Below are 21,216 nucleotides of genomic sequence, written 5' to 3' on the forward strand. Positions count from 1 at the left end.
GCCCTTCTCGCCTAACTTCGTGTTCGTCTGCATCGCCCGGGCGCTCATGGCGCTGGGAACTGCGACGGCGTACCCGAGCGCCGTCGTCATGGTCGGCGCCCTGGCCAGGCAGGCGAACTCGACCTCTACCCGGCCGCTGGGACGCATCCAGATGGCCAACACGTCCGGGGCCGCCGTCGGCCCGGTGGTGGGCGGGCTGCTGGTGAGCCTGGTCGGCTGGGAAGCGCTGTTCCTGATCAACGTTCCGCTGGCGCTGGCCGCCCTGTTCATCGTGCGGAGGTTCGCCCCTGCGGACCACGCGCGGGAGCAGGGCAGCGTGGCCACCCTGCTCCGCGACTCCGACATCCCCGGCATCCTCGCGTTCACCGGCGGTATGGTGCTCTTGCTTATGGGCCTGCTGAATGCGCTGCCCGGACTCCGTTGGGGGCTGCTGGGCGGGGCGATGGCGCTCGCCGTGCTGTTCGCCTGGCGCGAGCTGAGCTTCGGGAAGCCGTTCCTGGACCTGCGGCTGCTCGGCAGGAACCGGCCGCTGCTGCTCGTGTACCTGGGCTTCGTGCTGTTCAGCTGTGTCTACTACTTCGCGTTCTTCGGGCTGCCCCAGCTTCTGCAGGAGGCGGCCGGCTACGACCCCGGAGTGGTGGGCGGGCTAATGCTGCCGCTGGCTGCGATGTCCGTGGTCATTACGCCGCTTGCCGTCCGCGCGATCGACCGGTCCGGCGTGCGGCGGGTGCTGATTGTCGGCGTCGTGCTTCTGACCGTGGCGGCAGCTGCACTCTGGCTGCTGACGGCGTCGTTTGCCGTCCTGCTGGTGCTCGCCCTCACGGCCCTAATGGGCGTACCGTACGGCTCGGTCAGCATCGCCTCCAACCAGGGGCTGTACCTCTCCGCGGCCCCGCAGGACAGGGGAGTGGCCGCCGGGATCTTCCAGACCTGCCGCTACGTAGGGGCCATTGGCGCCACCGTGATGATTGGCATCTTCTACGGCGACGGGGTGAACCAGGAGAACTGGGGCCGCATGGTGCTGGTGATGCTGGGCCTCTGCGCGGTGACGTTCGTGGTGGCGTTGCTGTGGCGGGAGCGGAAGGCGGCGTAGGAACCAGGTTTGCGCGAGGGCATTGACCAGCGCGCTGGAAGGCCTACCATGAGCCGCATCAGGACATTTCAAGGAGGAGATGTGCGATGTCACGCGCTGATGTAGAGCAGCTTGATGACCGCGGAATGGCGGCCTGGGACCAGCACGATGCGGCGGCGTTCACCGCTCTGCTGGCCGACGGATTCACGTTTTCGGATGTGATGGCGCCTGAGCCGTTCCGTAGCCGGGAGCAAGTTCAAGCGTACATGGAAGGGTGGTTCACGGCATTCCCGGACATGCGCGCCAGGTCCACCAGCAGGGTGGTCACCGAGGACCAGGTCGCCGGGGAAGTGGAGTTCAGCGGCACCAACACGGGGCCGTTGCGGATGGGGAATCAGGAGGTCCCGGCCACGGGCAAGTCGGTGACCGGCACCGGCACCTACTTCGCGTCCGTTAAGGACGGAAAGTTCGTCTCCTTCCGCGCCCATCCGGACGTCGCGTCCATGATGGCGCAGCTGGGGCTGATGCCGGGGGTGTGATGGCGCGGTGCGTTGGGGGGCCTTGTGCGGGCGCTTGCCGGCCGGTGCTGAGTACCGCTCTGGCTGGCGCCCAGTGCTGTTGCCCTGCCCCGTTCCATTGCTGTGGCAGTCCTGCGGTGGGAAACTGATCGGAGGCTAAAGCCAACGACCGCGCCACTTGGGGATGACGCATGACCTCCACAGGAGGAATGAAAATGCCGCAGATCCAGCCGGAGGACAGTCGACGCGGGAGCGCCGCAACAGGACGGCCCAGAATCCGCCGCCTCCGCGTCTCCGACGTCAACGTTGTTGACCACCCCACGCTGAAGAAAGCGCTCGGCGGGACCATCGTGGGCAACACGATGGAATGGTACGACGTCGGCGTGTTCGGTTACCTGATCACCACCATGGGCCCGGTGTTCCTGCCCGAAGCGGACAAGTCCGTGCAGAACCTGTTCCTGCTGGGAACCTTCGGGGCCACGTTTATCGCCCGCCCGCTGGGCGGCGTGTTCTTCGGCTGGCTTGGCGACAAGATCGGCCGCCAGAAGGTCCTCGCAATGACCCTGATGCTGATGGCCGCGGCCACGTTCGCCGTCGGGCTCCTGCCCGGCTATGCACAGATCGGCATCTGGGCCGCGCTACTGCTGGTGGTCACCAAGCTGGTGCAGGGCTTCTCCACCGGCGGCGAATACGCCGGAGCCACCACATTCGTCAGCGAGCATTCGCCGGACAACCGCCGCGGCTTCTTCGCCAGCTTCCTGGACATGGGCAGCTATCTGGGCTTCGCCATCGGCGCCGGGATGGTCTCCGTCCTTCAACTGACCATGGGCCAGGAGCAGATGGAGGCGTGGGGCTGGCGCATCCCGTTCCTCGTCGCCGGCCCGCTCGGCATCATCGCCATCTACTTCCGGATGAAGATCGAGGAGTCACCGGTCTTCCAGGCAACCATGGAAGCGGAAGAGGAATCGGCCCGGCACCCCGAGACGGGTGAGATCCTCGGGGCCATGGGCCCGGTGGGGATCTTCAGGGTCTACTGGCGCAGGATCGTGCTGGCCATGATCCTCGTGGCCGCCGCCAACACGGTGGGGTACGCCCTCACGTCCTACATGCCGACGTACCTGACCAGCAACAAGGGATACGACGAGATCCACGGGACGTTGCTCACCATCCCCGTCCTGGTGGTCATGTCCCTGTGCATCCCGCTGACCGGGCATCTTTCGGACCGGATCGGGCGCCGCCCGGTGCTCTGGATCGGAGCCGTCAGCACCGTGGTGCTGTCCATCCCCGCGTTCCTGCTCATCTCGCTGGGAAACGTTCCGGCCACGCTCACCGGCCTGGCCCTGGTCGCCTTCCCTGTCACGTTCTACGTGGCCAACCTCGCCTCGGCGCTGCCGGCTTTGTTCCAGACGGCCCACCGCTACGGGGCCATGGGCATCGCCTACAACTTCGCCGTCGCCATCTTCGGCGGCACGACGCCGTTCATCATCGCCTCCCTCATCCAGGTGACGGGCAACGACATGATGCCGGCCTACTATCTGATGGCCACCTCGGCGATTGCCGCCGTCACCATCTACTTCCTGCCGGAATCCGCCCAGCGGCACCTGCCCGGATCCATGCCCAGCGTGGACTCCGACGAAGCGGCCCGGGAGCTGGTGGCGACGCAGGACGAGAACCCGCTGCTGGACATGGACACGCTGCCGTTCGACAGCAGCTACGAGGCCGCGCGGGCCGCGCATGTGGCACATCAGGGGAGCCCGGGCAGCTAAACAGGTTAGGCGTGCACCCGTAGCTCCGGGGCCGCAGGCTCGGCCTTCACGTGGCCGGACTCCTTCGGCCCGGGCGGGTACGCGTGGTTGCGCCCGGTCACCATGATCACGAGTGCGACGACGACGGGCACCGCCGCCGCGACCGGCACCAGCAGCGGGCCTGCCGTGGTGAGGGCGGCCGCGCCGTAGAGCGCCCCGACGGTGATGCCCAGCTGGATGGTGAGGACGGTGAGGCCGTTGGCGGCTTCCCGGTACTCCTTGCCGGCACGGAGAATGGCGGACTGGTTGTAGATGCCGATCGCGCCGAAGCCCGCTCCCCAGACGGCCATGAGCACCAGGGCGCCGGGGACGGTTCCCGCGCCCAGCGGCAGGAGGAGGAACGCGGCGGCGATGACCGCCGTCGTGATCAGCAGCGAACGGCGCGGCCGCAGGTCCACGGTGATGCCGGCTATCCAGATGCCCACCAGGCCGGAGAAGCCCAGGATGGTGAGCGAAAGGGTGATGCTGTAGTCAGGCAGGCCGGCCTCGCGGAGGAACGGGGCGATGAAGGTGAACAGGGCGAAGTGCGCCATCAGCATCAGCGGCCAGGCGATGGCCACCGGCTTCACCCCGGGCTGGCTGATCGCCTTGCGCAGCGACGGCCGCGGAGCGTCCGCGAGCCGCCGCACGGCCGGCAGCAGCCACAGTGCCAGTCCAGCGAGGACGACGCCGGTGCCCGCCAGCAGGAGGAACGACGCCCGCCAGCCGATCAGCCCGCCCAGCGCGGTGCCCAGCGGGGCGCCGATGGCCAGGCCCAGGCTGTTGCCGCTGAAGACGATGGCCATCGCCTTGCCCACCTTATGGGCCGGAACAATGCGCGCCACGAAGGGTGCCATGGCGGTCCAGAGCAGTCCGTGGGCGATGCCGCCCACCAGCCTGGCGGCGAGGGCGGCGCCGAAGTCGGACACCAGGCCCACTAGGGCATTGCTGATGGCGAAGGTCAGGACCAGCGCCACCATGAGGATGTGCCGGGGGATGCGGGAAAGCAGCAGGGCGGCCGGGATCACCGTGGCCACAATGACGGCGGCGTACCCGGCGGTGAGGTAGCCCGCCACGGGTTCGGACACATTGAGGCCGGCGCTCATCTGGGGGAGCAGGCCGGAGGGCAGGAGTTCGGTGGTGATGGCGGTGAAGCCGATCATCGACAGCACCAGCAGTGCGCCGAAGGGCATGCGGTCACGTGCGGGAGCGGAGGTCGCGGAAGACACGGGTGAAGGGTCCTTTTCAGGGAGCGGGGAAGGAGCACGGCGCCGGTTGCCGGTATCCTCCACTCAAATTACCTGATTTATTGGTGCTGAGGCAGGGTCTGCCAGAACCACCTTGACGGAGTGACCCTGGGGTTGTCAGCAGCCGTTGTTAGTGCGCCCAACTGGGCCTACGCTGTGCGCACGGACCCACTCCGGGGACGGCTCCAGGACTCACCCTCGCTGGGTGTCAGGCGCACCCTCGGTCGCCAGCGTCCTGGACATCACGGGAAAGGAAGGACCATGACCAAGTACCTCTTTGAAGCGAATTACGTGGGCGATGGCATCAAGGGGCTCATGCGCGAAGGCGGTTCCAAGCGGCGTGAGGCGCTGGTTTCCGCCCTCGATTCCGTCGGCGGATCGCTCGAGAGTTTCTACTATGCCTTCGGTGAGACTGACGTTCTGGGTATCTTTGATGTCCCGGAGCAGGCCAACGCCGCAGCGCTTTCGCTGATGATCAATTCGACCGGCAACGTGAACGTGCGTCTGAGGCCGCTTATGACGCCGGAGGATATTGACGACGCCGTCAAGAAAACACCGACCTACCGGGCCCCCGGTCAATAGGCGAACAGGAATTAGCAGGGCAAAGCAAGCGGAAGGGCAGCCATTGGCCGCCCTTCCGGCCTCCCTGAAGGCGCCCGATTGAGTCCGGCGCCAGGTCAGAAATCGACAGCAGTCAGCCGATCCGCTCGGCCAGGGACACGATGATCCCCTCCGGGCCTCGCACGTACGCCATCCGCCAGCTGTTCTCGTACTCGCCGATGCCGCCGACCAGCCCGTAGCCGTCGGCGGCCAGCCCGTCCACCGCCTCCTGAAGGTCGTCCACCTCGAAGGACACGTTGCGCAGCCCCAGCTCGTTGGCCATCGCGGCGGGCGAACCGGGCGTGTGGTCGGGCCGTACGAAGCTCGCGAGCTCGATCCGGCTTCCTCCGTCGGGCGGCCGCAGCATGACGATCTCGGTGCGGGAGCCCGGGATGCCGCAGACGGTGTCCAGGAACTCGCCCTCCACGAACGTCCGGCCCTCGACCTCGAGACCCAGTCCGACGAAGAATGCCGTCACCGCGTCGAGGTCCGCCACGGTGATGCCGACATGGTCGAAACGTTGTATATGTGGCACGGGACCACCTCCGTTCAGTACTGGCCCTTGATCACGAAGTAAGAGCCGCGGATGACGCCCGCGAGCTTAGATTTCTGGCGGGCGAACTTGAAGCGTGACGCCAGTTCCTCCGGAATTTCCATGCCGTCGGCAAGTTTGAACCCCACGGCCCGCTTCCCGCCGTCCTCGATGCTGTACATGACGTTGACCGACAGCCCCGACTCGTAGAAAACGTAGGCCATTCGCAAACCGTCGACGTCGAAGGCGGTCGCTTCCAGCGGGCGGGATCCGATGACGATGTCACGCTCGTCCCGGAGGATCCGGCTCACCCGGTCCACAACCTCGGGAACCTCGCTGGCAGGGCTCACGGTGAAGACGTGGCCGTACTTGTTCCGGTAATAGCGGGCCTCGTTGGCGCGCAACCCGGCGGCGGCCTCGGGCACCGGAGACGATTCCAGGCCGGCAGTGGAAACGTTCTCGAAGTCAACGATGTGCGGCATGCGCTCTCCTGGTCAGATGGGGTGGGACCAATGCTAACGCGCCGACAGCGACGACTGCCTCCGCACGCCAGCTGCCGCCGTCGTCCGCGGTGGCCCGGCCGGGGCCCGGACTACGCGTCCGGGACCGTCATGCCGCGGGCCCGTTTTACGGGGAACGCGGTCCGGAGCTGTGCCCGGAACGTCAGCGGGCTGCGCCGGCTCACCGTGATGACGGACAGCAGGCCTGTCAGCAGCACGATCGTGCCGCCTGCGGCCACCGACCAGCGTGCGCCGAATTCCGTGCCGATCCATCCCATCAGCGGCGCCCCGACGGCGGTGCCGCCCTGGAGGACGGCCAGGTAGAGGGCCAGGACACGCCCCCGGAACTGCGGCTCCACGGAGAGCTGGATGGTGGTGTTGCAGCTGTTCAGGAAGGTGATTGAGGCCAGGCCCACCGGTATCAGCACTGCGGCGTAGAGCCAGAACGACGGCGACACGCTGCCTACCAGCGTGAAGAACCCGAGTCCCAGGGCCCCGCCCAGCATGAAACGAAGCCGCGGGCCGGACCGGCGGGCCGCGAGCAGGGCACCGGCCAGGGTCCCGACGGCCATGATGGAGCCAAGGAGCCCGAATTCGCCCGGTCCCATCCGGAACTCCGCGGTGGACATCAACGCGTTGGTGATGGGGAAGTTCATGCCGAACGCGCCAAGGATCCCCACCATGACCAGGATGAGCACCAGGTCCGGCCGGCCCCGCACGTACCGCAGGCCCTCGGCCACCTGGTGTTTGCCGCGGGCTGCCAGCGTGGCAGGGGCCAGTTCGGAGGTGCGGATCCGGAACAGCGAGATGATGACGGCGGCGAAGCTGGCTGCGTTGAGCAGGAAGACCGGCCCGGTGCCCACCCAGCCAATGAGCACACCGGCGATGGCAGGTCCGGTGAGCCGCGCAGTGTTGAAGGATGCGGAGTTCAGGGCCACCGCATTGGCCACCTTGTCCTGTCCCACGAGTTCGGAGACGAAGGCCTGGCGGGTCGGCGCGTCAATGGCGCTGGCCAGTCCGAGGCACAGGGCAGCCAGGTAGGCGTGCCACAGCTGGGTGGTGCCCGTGACCACCAGGAGTCCGATGGCGAGCCCGCACAGACCCATCGCCAGCTGGGTCCACAGCAGGATCACGCGTTTGCGGTGCCGGTCCGCGAGGACACCGCCGTAGGGACCGAGCAACAGCATCGGCAGGAACTGCAGGGCGGTCGTGATGCCGACGGCCGTGCCGGAATGGTCGGTGAGGACGGTCAGTACCAGCCAGTCCTGCGCCACCCGCTGCATCCACGTGCCGATATTGGAGACGAGTGCCCCGCCGGCCCATATGCGGTAGGTGGGATTCTCCAGTGCCCGGAACATGGCGCTCATTTGGCGCTCAGCTGCTGCATAATGCGGGCGGCGCGGCTCAGGATCTGGCGGTCCTCGTCGCTGAGGCCGGCGACGCGCTGGGCCAGCCAGGCGGTCCGCTGCTCACGTGCCTCGGCCAGGATGGCCTCTCCGGACGGGGTGATTCCCACCTGGACCTGGCGGCCGTCAGTCGGATGGGCTGTCCGGGTGACGAAGCCCTGCTCCGTGAGGGCGTTGACGATCCGGGTCATGGACGGCGCCTGCACGTGCTCGCGTTCAGCCAGTTCGCGGAGGGTCTGCGGGCCCGTGCCGTTCAGCTGGGCCAGGACGGTGTACTGGCCGGGGGTGATGACGTCACCGGTGGCCTCCACGCGGAGCCTGCGGGAGGTGCGCATCACCGCCGTCCGCAGGTCGATGGCCAGAATGTCCGGTTTGATGCTGTCCCTGGGCTCCCGGTCCGTAGCCGTCACTGTGTGTTGCACCTCCTGGGAATTTACTTAGCACTGCTAATTAGCTCTGCTAACCATTATGCTCCGGCTGAACGGAGGCGGCAAGTGCCTGCCGCCCTCGTGCGCTGACCGGGGGATTCCTCATCGGAGTGAGATCCGTTCAGCACTATTTCCGTAGGCAACAATCAGTTCCATAATGGCCCCATAAGCTTCGGGGACCCTCGCGCCATAGATGGCTGGCGGGGCGTCGCAGAGTCCCAGGTGGCCGGGCCGGTAATTGGCGGATCGGGCGGCCACGCGGCCCCGGACATCGGCGTTCCGGAACCGCCACCGGGGGAGGGTATCGCCATCAGCGCCAGAACAATGCACAAAGGAAAACATCATGCTCACGGATTCAGACATCATGGCTGTCCTGCCCGCGAAGGACATCAACAGGGCGAAGGATTTCTACCGGGACAAGCTGGGACTGGAACCTTCCGAGCCCGGGGCGGAGGACAACCTGATCTACACTGGCGGCCACGGAACGGGTTTCCTTCTTTATCAGACGGAGAATGCGGGGACGGCGAAGAACACCCAGATGGGCTGGAGCACGGACAACATCGAACGCGAGATGGAGGAACTGCGGGCCCGCGGCGTCGTCTTTGAAGAGTACGACCAGCCCGGGTTGAAGACGGAGAACGGCGTTGCCACGGACGAGTTTGGGAAGGCCGCCTGGTTCCTGGACAGCGAAGGAAACATTCTCAACATCTTCCAGCGGGCGTAGCGACCAACGTCCGGGCGGGGCAACGCGGCGAGCGTCGCCGTCGTTAACTTTGAAAGAGTACGACGGCGGCGCTCGCCGCTGTCGGCCCCCCTTGCCGCCGCACGGGAGCCGGCGCGGGGGCCGGGCTGGTGAACAGCATCGACCCGATGGGTGTTGCGGTCCCGACGTCGCCACCGCGGAGGTTCAAGACGCGCAGGCCCGCGCTCATGTGTCTCGTAACTAACCATGAACACGCCGATTCAAACAGAAGGTTGCGAGACATAGTTACGAGAATCGCCGGCCGGGGACGAACCCGCAGCAGTCGCCCGGGGTACGAGACGGCTCGTATCCTAAGGGTTTCGAGACATAAGCCTTGTCCCAGTTCGCGGACCTTCTCCAGGCGACTAATCAGGCAGGGCATACGGAGCACTCCGAGAACCGCCCTCATCTCGGGGCGACAAGGCGAGTCGATGCGCCCTTCCCTCGACCGGCTTGCGGGACGGTTTCAGCGGTCGATATGGGACGCCCTTGCGGGCCGTTGTAAGCCTGCAAGCGCCGCTATGGAGTACGAAACTCTATCCACAGGCACCACTTATGGGGGAGGATTCTTGTGAACATGACTGGCGACGATGCCGGTGCCATTGAGGAGAAAAATGGACAAGAGGAAGTTGCCCCAAGTTCTTCTTATTGCTGCTGCCGTCGGGTTTAGCATTGGTGCCGTCATCCAGTTCATCCGTTCCGAATTCTTAATTGGCAGTCTGAACCTGGTGGCCGCTCTGCTAGCAGTCGGCTTCCTCATTTATATGAGAAAAGCGCCGACACTTTAAAGCTGGGGCGTTGCCTTCCGGCGCTGCCCGTTGGCGCTTAGCTCCCGGGCGTAGCCGGCGACCTGCCCGCCAGAGTTCACGGACCCCGACGGAAATAAAGGTAAAGCCGGGCCCCTTTGCTGGCATATGAGTTCACCTGGAGGGCGCTGGCGTCGGGATCCGCATTGTTCCGTGATCGGCAAGGTGCAGCAGCTCGCGATCGCCCAGCGGCTCATCCAGGATCACGGTGCTCACTGGGGTGTACCCGGATGCGTTACAAGGCGTTGCCGGCCCGTTCTTATAGAGGGGAACAAGGGCGACAGCTGTGGACGTTTCGGCTTTGAAGATTCCCTTGGCAGTCGCGCACGGTGTTCCTTGCTCGTACTGGATCACCAGCTTTGTGCGGTCGCCGTTAATGTCCACTAGCCGCCAGTCCCCGATAGTGTCCGTGCCCTGGTCATAGGACGTGGCGACCCGCGGCTCCGTTGGCGTGATCCCAGCCAGGCCCACTGGCCGAAGGGGGTCCGGAGTGCCTTGGTTCCAGAGCTCGGCCGGGATATTTCCCGGCAGTGACGCACTTTCCGATGTGGACGGCGCGGCCGGCTCCGAAGTACAGCCTGCAGCGGCCACCACAAGCACAGCACTCACCGTCATAACCGTCAGCACGCGCTGAACTGCCGACGTCACCAGTGGCCACAGAAGCATGCCCATGACCTGAAACTATCCGGCGAAGTAACTGCTGTCTACGCTCCCAGTGCCTCCCGGGAACAAACCGTCCGCTCACCGTTCCCCCGTCGAGAAACGGGAGCAGCTGGCTTAGTCGTTGTTGCGCACCAGGAAATTCGGAGCTTGCTGGACCCAGCCACCCTCATCTTTCACGGACTCCATGCTTGTCTTTGCTGCTGCGGGGACGATCAGCCAGCCGGCCTCGGTTTTGTCAGGGGTCTCAACCTTCAACCCGTATGATTCGAAGTTTTTCAAGAGTGTGCATCCGAGGGCTTTGCTTTCGCCTGTTGCAGTGACGGGAATGATGCATATTGCCTTGCCCGAGGGAGCGCCGGGCGTGAGCTCGCCTGAGGCCGGGGCACCATAGTAAGTGATCGAATTGCTGTGCCCCAGGAGCCGGGTCTGGGCGGGATCGACGCCTACGCTTCCTACGGATGGGAGTGCTGTGGACGGCAGCTTGTCGGCTTCCTGCTGGGGGTAGGTCAGTGATTCGATAATTCTCGAAGCGTCTTCAGACCGATCCGTGGGGACGAGTGTCAGGGCCAATGCACCACAGATCAGGGCGCCCGCCACGGTACCGGCGCCTAACCGCAGTCCTAGGTGTCGATGTTTGTTTACGGGATTGGTTCCTCCCAGGATCGGGTCATTGGTGCAGGTCACCTTTGTTTGCTCTGGACCCCGCTGGAGCGACGCCGGAAACTGGATCAGCTGCCGGCGCAGTGCGTCACTGCGATCCGCCTGAAATTCATAGGGACTCACAAGGATCTCCCTTCGGGAAGTATCTGGCCGATTAGGAGGCGGGGTGGGTTCAATCGCATGTAAAGCGCACCGAGACGCGTCTTGGCGCGGTAAAGACGTGACTTCACTGTGCCCTCAGCAATTCCGAGTGCGGCGGCAGCTTGTCTCACGCTCAGACCCTCAACTACACACAGAGTAAGCACGTCGCGGTCTTGGGGCTTGAGCCGGGAGAACGCCGCCCGTAGCGCAATCGCCTGCTCGTCACGCTCGGCGGAGTCGGCGAAGTCCTCGGCCACGTCTTCTCCCATAGCCGGAGGTGGCAGTTGATCGAGGAAGGCCTTGTACCGTCTTCGCTGACGGTTGTGGTTGCGGATCGTGTTGTTTGCCGTGACCAGCAGCCAGGGAGCGATGGAGCCGTTGACGATGCGCACGCACTCCCGGCGACGCCAGGCTTCGTAGAAAACAATGGCCGTGATGTCTTCCGCGTGATTGGATCCGACGATCCTCAATACATGATGCAGGACCCGGTCTCGGTGCCGATCGAAAAGGCATCCAAATGCGTCGCCATCACCGGTAATCGCTAACAACCATAAGGCTTCGTCAACCTGCTCTGATCCCCCACTCATACTCCATAGTGTCCGGACCGCCGAATTGGTTCCATGTTCTTTGCAGGAAATTTTCCTAGTAGCTGGTTCGGCTCGCTGCGAACCGACTCCAATCTGTCTCGTGAAGGGTTCCCGGAGGTGAAAATGGACTAGACCTAACGACATGTGCCATGAAGGGTTCCATCCGGGGACGGCCGACTCTTTCTCCTAGCCGGATTCGGTGTCTCGAAACCTCTGTGCCTCGAAACCCTAAGGTTGCGAGACGGCCTAGCGCTCAAGTTGGGGGACCCGACAGTCGTCTCCTGCTGTGACTTTCGGCGGTAAATGGCGGTCTTTTTGCGGCGCTATTTGGCGCCCGGGGTGGTGGTCCGATAGGGGATCGTTTGTTGAGAATCGTCCCCTCGGCCGGTACAAGATTATGGGGCCCTGTGCCGACTGAAGCTGATTCACTTATCGGCTTCGGCCCCCTCCGCTGTCGACGTGTCTTGGTCCGGTTGAAGTTCCAAGTTTGCCCGCCAGCGAGTCAGCCGAAGCCAGACACCTCCAGTTTGCCCGCACACCCTCTCCGGCCACGCGCACCGCCCTGCGTGCTCGATGACAGGTGGGCCAAACCCACCTCGACCAGACAGGGCTAGGTATCTAAAATTAAGGCGCTGGGGCTAGTGCGCCGAGGCAGCCCTTGACCGGGGGCGGCGCAGGTGCGGCCCGTCCTTCAGGCTTTTTGGCTTCATCGTCTGGCGGCGTCATGAAAACGTCCTTTTTACCCTTTCTTGGTGGACTGGCCGGAGCGGTGCTGATCCTCAGCGCGTGCACCTACTCGGAGCCGGTTCCGGCCCCGACATCTTTTGACGCCGCGCCGCCGCCCACCAGGTCCATCGATAACACGATGCGCACGTTCGCGGAGCAGGGCTCGGTGGCCGTGGTGGCGGAAGTCAGGTGGCCGGGAGGGTCGTGGTCCCGGGCCTATGGCGTCCGAAATCTTGAGTCCAAAGAGGCCGCGACGCCGCAGGACCAGGTATTTATCGCCAGTGTTACCAAGTCCATGACTGCGGTCTCGGTCATGAAGCTTGTGGAAGACGGCCGGATCGGTCTGGATGATCCGGTGAACGGCATCCTAGAGAGTTTCACGACGGTCCTTAAGCCGCCTGGCCCGATAACCGTCCGCCAGCTTCTGGGGCACACGTCGGGCATGCACTCCTTCGAGGAGGTCACTGAAAAGACCGCCGACGACGTCCCCCGCCTAATGACGGAAGACATCACTTCAGAACGCGCATTGGAACTGACGGGTCAACTGCCGTGGGATTCCCGGGACGTGGGGTTTTTCCGGTATTCCGATTCAAATTACGTGGTGCTCGGCCAGCTCGTGGAAAAGCTACGTGGGCGGCCGTACCCTGAGGTGCTGCGCCAAGACGTGATTGAGCCGTTGAAACTGAAGCACACTTCCCTTGATAGTGCTGCAGTCGCTGAACCCAACGTAATTCGTGGCTACATCGATTACAGGAATGAACGCCTTGATATGACAAAAGTGCCAGGAGTTCTGGGGTCACCGGCCTATGGAGCTATCTCCACTATGTCGGATGTCAATGACTTCTTCGCCGCCCTATTCCGGGGAGACTTGGTGTCCAAAGAGTCACTGCAGGCGATGACCAAGACCGAGGCAATGCCGCTGTACGGCCTGGGGCTTTGGAAGTGGAATCAGGGATGCGATGGTTCCTATCGATACGGCGGCAAGGGGGGATTCTGGACCTACCGCACCGCGTCGGTCGCCAGCACCGATGGCCGGTACCAGGCCACCATGACCCTAATCCCACCACCGATGCCCACACCCCTTGAAGATCCCGGAACTCAAGACAAGATCAACCTGTGGGACCGTCAGATGGCCTCGGCCCTGCAGGAGACCCTGGACGAGCTCTGCCCATAGAGTCGCCGTCATGGCCGGCGCCGTGTTAGGCAGGTGCAGGAGGACTCACGGCAGGTGACACCCTACGGTCGGGGCCGGATGAGGCCTGCATGCCGCCAGCGTTCATCGCCCGTGTCTTGTAAATCAACAGCTTTCCGAGACACTGATGTCGTGTCTTGGAGGGTCTAAAGAATCGGCGTCGTGCCGGGCCGGCCCATGTCTTGGAAAGATGTCTCACCGTGGATCGTCTCAGGCGGGTGCCGCCCGGGGGTTTCTGAGGCACAATGGCCGGGTGAGACAACTTGGGTATACGCGTGTGAGTACGTCGGGCCAGGACGCGAAGCTGCAGCTCGATGCTCTTGTCGATGCCGGGATCCAGAAGCGTGATGTTTTCGCTGACGTCACGTCCGGAAGCAAGGCAGCCATTGAGCGGCCCGGGATGAAGAAACTCCTTGCGTATGTGGAGCCGGGTGACACGGTTGTCGTGTGGCGGGTGGACCGGCTCGGCCGGTCCTTGATCGATGTGTTGAACACAGTGAATCTGCTGCGGGAACGCGGTGTGTACCTGAGATCCATTTCAGACGGGATTGACCCCACAACAACGTCAGGCCGTCTGATGCTGAACATGCTTGCGACTTTGGCCGAGTACGAGAGGGAGCTGATCGTCGAACGCGTGAACGCGGGCATTGCCGCGGCGCGGCAGGGCGGAACCCGGTTCGGTCGGCCACTCTCTGATCCTGTCGTGATAGCCGACAAGCTTCGGATCGTGACCGACGCGCGGGCCAAGGGCCGCACCGCCGAGGAAGCAGCCCGGCTCGTCGGGTGGAGCCGGGCAACGCTTTACCGTCACCAACAGGCCCTCGCAACCAGCGAGAGCACCAAGATGTAGCTGCCGAATGGACGGCGCGGAGCGGTGGCGGATCCTTCGACTGCACGTCGAAGATGACATCCCACTCGCGGAGCTGGCCCGGGAAACGAAGGTCAGCCTGCGCACGCTGGAGCGCTGGCGCCGGTTGTTCCAGGAAGGTGGCATCGCAGCGCTGGACCCGCGGACCCGCGTCGATGCCGGCACGCGCCGCACGGCATCGGAGACCTTGGCCTTCATCGAACGGCTCGCTCTGACGAAACCGCGCCCGAGCCTTGCGACACTGCACCGGCTCGCCGTCGCCGACGCCCGACAAAGGAATGCCCCGGCGCCAGGCTATTCAACTGTCCGGGACATCGTTACGGCCCTGGACCCCGGGCTCGTCACCCTCGCCCTGGAGGGACCGGCCTCATACCGTGATCGGCACGAACTCGTGTACCGCCGGCGCGCCGAACGGCCGAACCAGATTTGGCAGGCAGACCACACCGAGCTCGACATCCTCATCATCGGCGCCAACGGCAAACCGGACCGCCCCTGGCTGACCGCCGTGATGGACGACTACTCCCGGGCAATCTGCGGCTACACCGTCTTTAGCGGCGCACCCTCAGCCCTGAACACAGCACTCGCACTGCGGCAGGCGATCTGGCGCAAACAGAACCCGTCCTGGGTGATGTGCGGACTGCCCGACATCCTGCACGTCGACCACGGTTCCGACTTCACCAGCCACCACCTTGAACGCACCGCCGTCGCGTTGCACATCCGAACCATCCACTCCACCGTCGGCCGGCCTCAAGGCCGCGGCAAGATCGAGCGTTTCTTCGGAACGATCAACACCGAAGTGCTCGCCGCGCTGCCAGGACGCCTGGGACCCGGAACCCGCACACCGCAGCCCGCACTCGACCTGCCCGCACTCGACGGCGAGATCGGGGCATTCATCACCACGTACAACGACCGGACACACAGCGAACTCGGCACATCACCCCGCGACGCCTGGGTCGCTGACGGCTGGCTTCCACGCATGCCCGACACCCTCGAAGAACTCGACGGTCTCCTCCTCACCGTCCCGAAGAACCGCGTCGTGCAACGCGACGGCTTCCAAGGCCAGCGCTACCTCTCGCCCACCCTGGCACCATTCGTCGGGCGCACCATCACCATCCGCTACGACCCCCGCGACATCTCCGAGATCCGCGTCTACGACCACGCCACCTTCATCTGCACCGCCATCGACGAGGACCACCCGAATCTCCGGCTAAGTCTGCGGGACGTCGAAGCCGCACGCCGCGCACGCCGGCGCGAACTGCGCCGCACCATCAACGACCGCATCCCGATCATTGCCGTCCGCGAACAACCCCGAACCCCTGAACCACCGCGCCGCCGGCCGCGGCTTCGCACCTACGAAGAGGACGAATGATGGACCAGCCATTCATCGTGACCAAAGAACACCGGCGTTTCACCGAGTTCGCCAACGCCGTGCGAAAAGAGCACACCATCGGCATCTGCCACGGCGACGCCGGCGTCGGCAAAACCTACTCCGCCCGGCGCTACGCAAACTGGGATGCCCTGGAACCCTACATAACAGAGTGGCGGTCCCGCGACGCAGAGGAAGATGCCAAGCACTTCTCACTCGCAAACAGATCCCGCGCCGTCTTCTACACCCCCGAAGCACTCTGCCGCCCCAGAGAACTCATGGCAGAAATCCACCGCTCACAGGTCCGGATCGCCTCCTGCATCGATGGCCACCTCCACCGAAACGACACAACAACCCCTCGCATCATGAACGGCATCACCAAACTGGTCGAACTGCTCATCATCGACGAAGCGGAACGCCTCACCCCAACCGCACTGGAACTCCTCCGCGACAACCACGACCGCACCCATCTCGGGATCATCCTCATCGGCATGCCCGGCATCGACCAACGATTCCGCCACTACCCTCAGCTCTACAGCCGTCTCGGCTTTTCCCACCGCTACAGGGCACTCGGTCGCGACGAGCTCTTGTTCGTCCTCGATCGGCACTGGAAACGGCTCGGCCGATCACTCGACCCGGACGACTTCACTGACGCCCAGGCAATCGCCGCGATCGAACGGATCACCCGCGGGAACTTCCGGCTCCTCGAACGGCTCTTCCCCCAGATCACCCGTGTACTGAAGATCAACCAACTCGAAACCATCACCGACGACGTCATCGAAGCAGCCGCCAGCAGCCTCGTCATCGGCAACTAACGACAAAGAGCGCCAACAAAACACCGCCAAAAAGCGCCGAAGTCCACACGTCTCCTGCCTTGACGAGATCTTGACCGAGCAGAGTTAGATTGCGATGGTTGCCGTTTAGAGGCGTGATGTTTGGATTGGTAAATGCTCGGGGGGCCATGGGGACCGCATGGAAGGGTCGGTAGACATGGCTGGGTTACTCATTCGGCAGGGCGACGGGTCTTGGCTGGAGCCAGCCGATGCCGGCTACGCGTTGGAGTCTGAGCTGCAGGGGATCTTGGCATCACACCCGGAGCTCATTCCCGGAGTTAGCGCAGCTGCCAGGACCTGTCGTGAGTTCCAGTCGGAGGCTGGTCCTGCCGATATTGTCGTCGTGGACTGGACGGGGGAGTTGACGTTGGTGGAGTGCAAATTGGCCTCTAACCCGCAAATAAGGCGCGAGGTCGTGGGACAGATGTTCGACTACGCATCTCGTCTCTGGAAAATGGATGTCGACGAGTTCGCTACGCAATGGCGTACTCGCACATCCCGCCCGCTGGACCCCGATGATGCAGCGGAAGGATTTTCTCTGAGAGATTCCTTCGCGATGAACCTGGCGGAGGGCAGGTTCAGGATCGTTCTCGCCGTTGACCGCATTAACCCGCCGTTAAAGAGAATGATCGAATACCCCAATGTCATGGCGGGGCCTGCAACATCGGTCATTGCTGTCGAATATTCTCGACTCAAGCAAGGGGAGGTCGAGATCCTGATGCCGCATGTCTATGGGCAGGAACTGGCAGAAGCCAAGTCTGTTCCGGTTAAACGTGACCTTACTGCCTGGGATGTAGACAGCATCCGTTCATGGCTGCAGGAGTATGACAGTGGGAACGTCGACCGGTTCGAGCTATTCTTGGCGACGGCACGCTCGGCCGGATTGTCGTTCCTCGGTTCCAAGACGGTGAACCCCGCTGGAAGCCTGCCGATTTTTGGCCCCAGCAACACCCAGCTTGGAACAGTTTCCATCTTCTACTTCAGTGGACAGGGATCATCAGTGGAATTCAACTTCACCCGGATGTCGAAGATGTCGGACGAAGGAGTACCTGACTCCCCCGTGCTGGACCAGTTCCTCACGCAACTCGAAGACATCCCTGCCCTTCGGGATGTCGCACTGAACCTCCGGTCCAGCAGATTCGCCAGCCGAAAACCGAATGTACCGCTTTCCGACTTATCAAACGATTCAATCCAGAAGATGGTCGATGCGCTGAAGATCCTTACCTACAGGGCTGACTCAGTGTCTTGATACCACCGCGCCTCTAAACACAAGGGTTTTGAGACAACCTGGTGTGTAGCGTTTAGGGCACCTTCGCCGGGCAGTTTTGGGCCGGGGGGTCATGCCGGAATCCAAGAACTGCCGAACGGTGGGAATCCTGACGAACCTTTGTTGAGGTTTGGCGACGGCCCTTGGAGGACCGGCATACGGGCACCCTTTTTCTGGGAGGCCGCCTGTTCCTTACTCGGTCGGCTCTCGGATGGGTCGGTGTAACAGTGGCCAGGGCTTAGAAAAATACAAGCAACTAATGGTTGCGCAACGAATCGGCCTGAGATACATTGATCTGCAACCAAACGTTGCAGAAAGCGGGAAGCTCATGGAATTTGGAAGCATCGAGCGAGAGATCTACGTCGACGCGTCCCCAGAGATCGTCTTCGAGGTAATCAGCAGTCCAGAGCACATCAGGGAGTGGTGGAACGGCGCGGAGACCGATATCTCGGCGACCCCGGGCGCGGTCGCCGAGATCGCATGGGGCAGGGATACACCAGAGCCGCATATCCAGCCGCTCACTGTTGTCGAAGCGGAACCGCCCCGCTTGTTCTCGTTCCGGTGGGTCTACGATGATGCAGCCGTGGCCACCCCTACGAACTCGTTGCTGGTCACCTTCGAGCTCGTGCCGTCCGGCACGGGCACAGTGGTCCAACTGAAAGAGACCGGCTTCCGAGAGAAGGGATGGGAGATCGCGGTCCTCGAAGCGGCATACGCCGACCATGTTCGGGGTTGGGACATCTTCGTGCCCAGCCTCGGCAACTACATCAACAGGTTGGTGTCGACGCCATGAGCATCGCAGTCGACGACGACCTTTGGTCAGCGATCGGGGACCCCACCCGACGCCGGATGCTCGACCTCTTGCTCGCCGAGGGCGCCGGCACACCCACTACTCTCAGTGAGCGCTTGCCGGTGACGCGTCAGGCCGTCTCGAAGCACTTGGTGATCCTGGACCGCGTCGGCCTGGTTCATGTCACCCCTTCCGGGCGCGAGAAGCGCTACCAGGTCGACGAAGCCCAACTCGCCCGCGCGGCCGCCCAGTTAGCAAACGTCGGGTCGACCTGGGACGCCCGCCTGCGGCGGATCAAGGGAATCGCCGAAGCGCTTCAGCGCCGCCAGGAAAAGTAAACAGTTCCCAAAGCAAGCAATATACGAGACGAGGAATCAACATGGTGGACATACTCCATAGAGTCGGGATGAAGTCGGCGTCAGTAGATGAGGTGTACGCGGCCCTGACCACACTCGAAGGCCTGTCGGGCTGGTGGGCGACTGACACCAAGGGCCGGGCCGAGGTCGGAGGGACCCTGGAGTTCCGGTTCGAGCCCGGCGGTTTCAGCATGAAGGTGCTCGAAGTGAACCCTTCCCGGAGCGTGCTCTGGGAAGTTACCGACGGGCCCGCCGAATGGATCGGCACGACGGTGCGGTGGGACCTCAAACAGGAAGGCGACTACGCGATCGTCCTGTTCGCCCACAAGGGTTGGAGGGAGCCCGTCGAGTTCATGTACCACTGCAGCACAAAGTGGGCGACGTTCCTGGTGAGCCTAAAGCAACTCGTCGAGACGGGAACCGGCGCACCCGAGCCGTACGACCTCAAGATCTCCAATTGGCACTGACCGGGTTGAAGAGATCGCCAATAACGAGGATCCCTAAAACTCCTAAACGGGCTCAACCGCACGGCTTAGGCAAGCAGCGCAATACGAGACTGTCGGAAGCCAACTGCAGAAAGCGGCATGCAAAACCCCGGTCAAGCGGCCAACATGCCCGGCCCGTCGGTTTTCGTTTTTGTAGAGCGTGAGCGGTCGCTGAGGTCGCTAGGTGCCCACCGCGAGGTAGTTGCCTAGAGCCTCGAGCAGGCCCAGGGTACCCTTCTCACGGACGTCGCTGTCAGCCCAGAACTGGTCGAAGAAGACACCGTGCTCGACGTGGGTGAATCGGGTGCCCTCGTCGATCGGGTCGAAGTCCAACGACGTCACTGACGTCGACGTGTGGATCCCGTCGAGCCACATGTCGTACGTCGTGACGATGCGGTTGTGCTCGACAATGTCGGTGTATGTGGCCTCGTACGGAGAGACTGGACCGTTGTGAAATTTGCCCTCAGCTATGTCCCGTCCGCCGACGCGGAAGTCGAAGGCCCAGTCGCGGGCCTCTATGCTGTTGCCGCCGCCCCACCAGCACAGCTTCTGCTTCTCGTCAGCGAACGCGTTCCAAACGCGCTCCATAGGTGCTGGGTAATCGCGGGTCAGGGTGAAACCAGAGCGGGCGAGTCGTCGTTGGATCGTCATGAGCGGGTGGCTTGTGAAAAAGTGTCGCTAAGGGGTCGCCGTGCGGCGCCCATTATCCGGCGCTGGCGCATGACCTCGAGGTTGGGGTGCTGCACCGACTCCGCGTCGCCCCGGCACCGACCTGGATGATCATGACCAGCCGCCTCGCCGTCCAGGTGGTTACCAACCTGGTTGCCTCTATCGTTGTCCTCATTGTCGGGGCGGCCGTGCATCATCTGGTACTGAAAGTGTAGCTGCGGGCACTTAGCAGGTGACCTGGCCGGTTTTGGTTCCGCCGGTCCAGATGTTGCTGGTGCCGGGGACCGTGTAACGGTTTTGGACGGTCCAGGCGTAAATGGTGCCGGTGTTGGGCGTGACTTTCAGGGCGTAGTGTGAGGTGTTGCCTTGGGTGCTGGTGGCTCTGAAGAGGTGTGTCCGCCGCTGGTTACGGTGACCACTCCGGTGAAGCGCGGATCCGCGATTGCCCAGGCCGTGAGGTTGATGCTGAGGTTCACACCTGAGCAGCTCACGGTGACGGTTGCGGTGGATGCCGGGATCAGGGCGGAGGAGATGGGGAGTGAAGCACTATCGGACCCATTGAAAGCGGCTTGGGCGATGCCGGGGGCGAAGACCAGTATTGCAGCCGCCGCCAGGACCGCGGCGACGCGCCCGGACGCGGGCGTCCGCCCGGTGTCGGAGGTGCTCCGGCTTCTACGCAAGGTGGGCGGCTTTCTGTCGGGCCCGGTGGTCCATTCCATTCTTACCTCTTTCATGCGGCAAGGGCAGGGCACCCGGTTCGGTTCTGTGAAGAGGATCTCATGCACCGCGGCGGGCGGTGTGACCGCCCAGGGCTTTCTCCAGCTGCTGCTGGTGCTGGCGGACGAGTTCCCCGGCCTGGACCGCCGCGGTGTGATCGGTCATGACCAGGGCGTGTTCGAGGCGGCCGCAGTGCTGTTCCATCCGGAGCGCCCCCACCATCGAGGAGCTGGTTTTCAGGCTGAGGACTGCATCCATCTC

The 21,216-nt window shown here is 63.6% G+C and carries 25 protein-coding genes; 15 read left to right on the top strand and 10 right to left on the bottom strand.

Annotated features, from left to right (window positions below; all coding sequences use genetic code 11):
- The 3 genes from ABFP37_RS10015 to ABFP37_RS10025 form a co-directional block, all read left to right on the top strand.
- On the top strand, nucleotides 1–1,093 hold a 1,093-nt coding region (locus ABFP37_RS10015; RefSeq protein WP_347033455.1), incomplete at its 5' end, for an MFS transporter.
- 86 nt (nucleotides 1,094–1,179) lie between these two features.
- On the top strand, nucleotides 1,180–1,611 hold the full coding sequence (locus ABFP37_RS10020; RefSeq protein ID WP_078027728.1) for an ester cyclase: 432 nt from the start codon (nucleotides 1,180–1,182) through the stop codon (nucleotides 1,609–1,611).
- A gap of 194 nt (nucleotides 1,612–1,805) precedes the next feature.
- Nucleotides 1,806–3,356: an MFS transporter gene (locus tag ABFP37_RS10025; protein ID WP_347033456.1), complete on the top strand. Its 1,551-nt coding sequence runs from the start codon at nucleotides 1,806–1,808 to the stop codon at nucleotides 3,354–3,356.
- A gap of 5 nt (nucleotides 3,357–3,361) precedes the next feature.
- Here ABFP37_RS10025 and ABFP37_RS10030 read toward each other — a convergent pair whose 3' ends face one another.
- Nucleotides 3,362–4,603 carry an MFS transporter gene (locus ABFP37_RS10030; protein ID WP_347033457.1) on the bottom strand — a complete coding sequence of 414 codons (1,242 nt, stop codon included), beginning with the start codon at nucleotides 4,601–4,603 and terminating at the stop codon, nucleotides 3,362–3,364.
- 279 nt (nucleotides 4,604–4,882) lie between these two features.
- On the opposite strand from ABFP37_RS10030, the gene ABFP37_RS10035 reads away from it, so the two are divergent.
- A complete protein-coding gene (locus tag ABFP37_RS10035) occupies nucleotides 4,883–5,203 on the top strand; it encodes a GYD domain-containing protein (RefSeq protein WP_347033458.1) in 321 nt (106 codons plus the stop codon).
- 112 nt (nucleotides 5,204–5,315) lie between these two features.
- Here the strand turns inward: ABFP37_RS10035 and ABFP37_RS10040 are convergent, their stop codons facing one another.
- The 4 genes from ABFP37_RS10040 to ABFP37_RS10055 form a co-directional block, all read right to left on the bottom strand.
- The gene (locus tag ABFP37_RS10040; protein WP_078027724.1) at nucleotides 5,316–5,756 is read right to left on the bottom strand and encodes a VOC family protein; all 441 of its coding nucleotides are present in this window, start codon (nucleotides 5,754–5,756) and stop codon (nucleotides 5,316–5,318) included.
- A 14-nt stretch (nucleotides 5,757–5,770) separates the two neighbouring features.
- A complete protein-coding gene (locus ABFP37_RS10045; RefSeq protein WP_347033459.1) occupies nucleotides 5,771–6,235 on the bottom strand; it encodes a phage tail protein in 465 nt (154 codons plus the stop codon).
- A 110-nt stretch (nucleotides 6,236–6,345) separates the two neighbouring features.
- A complete protein-coding gene (locus tag ABFP37_RS10050; RefSeq protein WP_347033460.1) occupies nucleotides 6,346–7,620 on the bottom strand; it encodes an MFS transporter in 1,275 nt (424 codons plus the stop codon).
- Nucleotides 7,617–8,069: a MarR family transcriptional regulator gene (locus ABFP37_RS10055; RefSeq protein WP_347033461.1), complete on the bottom strand. Its 453-nt coding sequence runs from the start codon at nucleotides 8,067–8,069 to the stop codon at nucleotides 7,617–7,619. Before ABFP37_RS10055 ends, ABFP37_RS10050 begins: the two co-directional genes overlap by 4 nt.
- 361 nt (nucleotides 8,070–8,430) lie before the next feature.
- Between ABFP37_RS10055 and ABFP37_RS10060 the strand changes: the two genes are divergently transcribed.
- Entirely contained in the window at nucleotides 8,431–8,811 is a 381-nt protein-coding gene (locus tag ABFP37_RS10060) for a VOC family protein (protein ID WP_078027721.1), read from the top strand.
- 632 nt (nucleotides 8,812–9,443) lie between these two features.
- Nucleotides 9,444–9,617: a hypothetical protein gene (locus ABFP37_RS10065; RefSeq protein ID WP_003799591.1), complete on the top strand. Its 174-nt coding sequence runs from the start codon at nucleotides 9,444–9,446 to the stop codon at nucleotides 9,615–9,617.
- 132 nt (nucleotides 9,618–9,749) lie between these two features.
- Here ABFP37_RS10065 and ABFP37_RS10070 read toward each other — a convergent pair whose 3' ends face one another.
- The 3 genes from ABFP37_RS10070 to ABFP37_RS10080 form a co-directional block, all read right to left on the bottom strand.
- On the bottom strand, nucleotides 9,750–10,307 hold the full coding sequence (locus ABFP37_RS10070; RefSeq protein WP_347033462.1) for a hypothetical protein: 558 nt from the start codon (nucleotides 10,305–10,307) through the stop codon (nucleotides 9,750–9,752).
- A gap of 105 nt (nucleotides 10,308–10,412) precedes the next feature.
- Nucleotides 10,413–11,081 (bottom strand): hypothetical protein, encoded by a 669-nt coding sequence (locus ABFP37_RS10075; protein WP_347033463.1) that lies wholly within the window; start codon nucleotides 11,079–11,081, stop codon nucleotides 10,413–10,415.
- The gene (locus tag ABFP37_RS10080) at nucleotides 11,078–11,686 is read right to left on the bottom strand and encodes a sigma-70 family RNA polymerase sigma factor (RefSeq protein WP_347033464.1); all 609 of its coding nucleotides are present in this window, start codon (nucleotides 11,684–11,686) and stop codon (nucleotides 11,078–11,080) included. Before ABFP37_RS10080 ends, ABFP37_RS10075 begins: the two co-directional genes overlap by 4 nt.
- Nucleotides 11,687–12,410: 724 nt before the next feature.
- Between ABFP37_RS10080 and ABFP37_RS10085 the strand changes: the two genes are divergently transcribed.
- From ABFP37_RS10085 to ABFP37_RS10120, 8 genes are all read left to right on the top strand, one after another.
- A complete protein-coding gene (locus ABFP37_RS10085; RefSeq protein WP_347033465.1) occupies nucleotides 12,411–13,586 on the top strand; it encodes a serine hydrolase domain-containing protein in 1,176 nt (391 codons plus the stop codon).
- A 271-nt stretch (nucleotides 13,587–13,857) separates the two neighbouring features.
- Nucleotides 13,858–14,454: a recombinase family protein gene (locus ABFP37_RS10090; protein WP_078027758.1), complete on the top strand. Its 597-nt coding sequence runs from the start codon at nucleotides 13,858–13,860 to the stop codon at nucleotides 14,452–14,454.
- Between the two features lie 7 nt (nucleotides 14,455–14,461).
- A complete protein-coding gene (locus ABFP37_RS10095; RefSeq protein ID WP_347033466.1) occupies nucleotides 14,462–15,841 on the top strand; it encodes a Mu transposase C-terminal domain-containing protein in 1,380 nt (459 codons plus the stop codon).
- Entirely contained in the window at nucleotides 15,838–16,653 is an 816-nt protein-coding gene (locus ABFP37_RS10100) for an AAA family ATPase (protein WP_347033467.1), read from the top strand. Before ABFP37_RS10095 ends, ABFP37_RS10100 begins: the two co-directional genes overlap by 4 nt.
- 175 nt (nucleotides 16,654–16,828) lie before the next feature.
- Nucleotides 16,829–17,920, top strand: coding sequence for a hypothetical protein (locus ABFP37_RS10105; protein ID WP_347033468.1), 1,092 nt, complete (start codon nucleotides 16,829–16,831; stop codon nucleotides 17,918–17,920).
- A gap of 277 nt (nucleotides 17,921–18,197) precedes the next feature.
- Nucleotides 18,198–18,731 (top strand): SRPBCC domain-containing protein, encoded by a 534-nt coding sequence (locus ABFP37_RS10110; RefSeq protein ID WP_260680840.1) that lies wholly within the window; start codon nucleotides 18,198–18,200, stop codon nucleotides 18,729–18,731.
- A complete protein-coding gene (locus ABFP37_RS10115) occupies nucleotides 18,728–19,066 on the top strand; it encodes a metalloregulator ArsR/SmtB family transcription factor (RefSeq protein ID WP_078027715.1) in 339 nt (112 codons plus the stop codon). The genes ABFP37_RS10110 and ABFP37_RS10115 overlap by 4 nt, the downstream gene beginning before the upstream one ends.
- 68 nt (nucleotides 19,067–19,134) lie before the next feature.
- Nucleotides 19,135–19,551, top strand: coding sequence for an SRPBCC domain-containing protein (locus ABFP37_RS10120; protein WP_347033469.1), 417 nt, complete (start codon nucleotides 19,135–19,137; stop codon nucleotides 19,549–19,551).
- Between the two features lie 198 nt (nucleotides 19,552–19,749).
- Here ABFP37_RS10120 and ABFP37_RS10125 read toward each other — a convergent pair whose 3' ends face one another.
- Nucleotides 19,750–20,157: an SRPBCC domain-containing protein gene (locus ABFP37_RS10125; protein WP_260680839.1), complete on the bottom strand. Its 408-nt coding sequence runs from the start codon at nucleotides 20,155–20,157 to the stop codon at nucleotides 19,750–19,752.
- Nucleotides 20,158–20,306: 149 nt separating this feature from the next.
- Here ABFP37_RS10125 and ABFP37_RS10130 point away from each other — a divergent pair, with 149 nt between their 5' ends.
- Nucleotides 20,307–20,453: a hypothetical protein gene (locus tag ABFP37_RS10130; protein ID WP_185982332.1), complete on the top strand. Its 147-nt coding sequence runs from the start codon at nucleotides 20,307–20,309 to the stop codon at nucleotides 20,451–20,453.
- Between the two features lie 562 nt (nucleotides 20,454–21,015).
- Here ABFP37_RS10130 and ABFP37_RS10135 read toward each other — a convergent pair.
- Entirely contained in the window at nucleotides 21,016–21,213 is a 198-nt protein-coding gene (locus ABFP37_RS10135) for a hypothetical protein (RefSeq protein WP_078027713.1), read from the bottom strand.
- Nucleotides 21,214–21,216 lie beyond the last annotated feature (3 nt).

Origin of the sequence: Burkholderia sp. RS01 (assembly GCF_039748055.1) — a bacterium.
GTDB lineage: Bacteria > Actinomycetota > Actinomycetes > Actinomycetales > Micrococcaceae > Arthrobacter.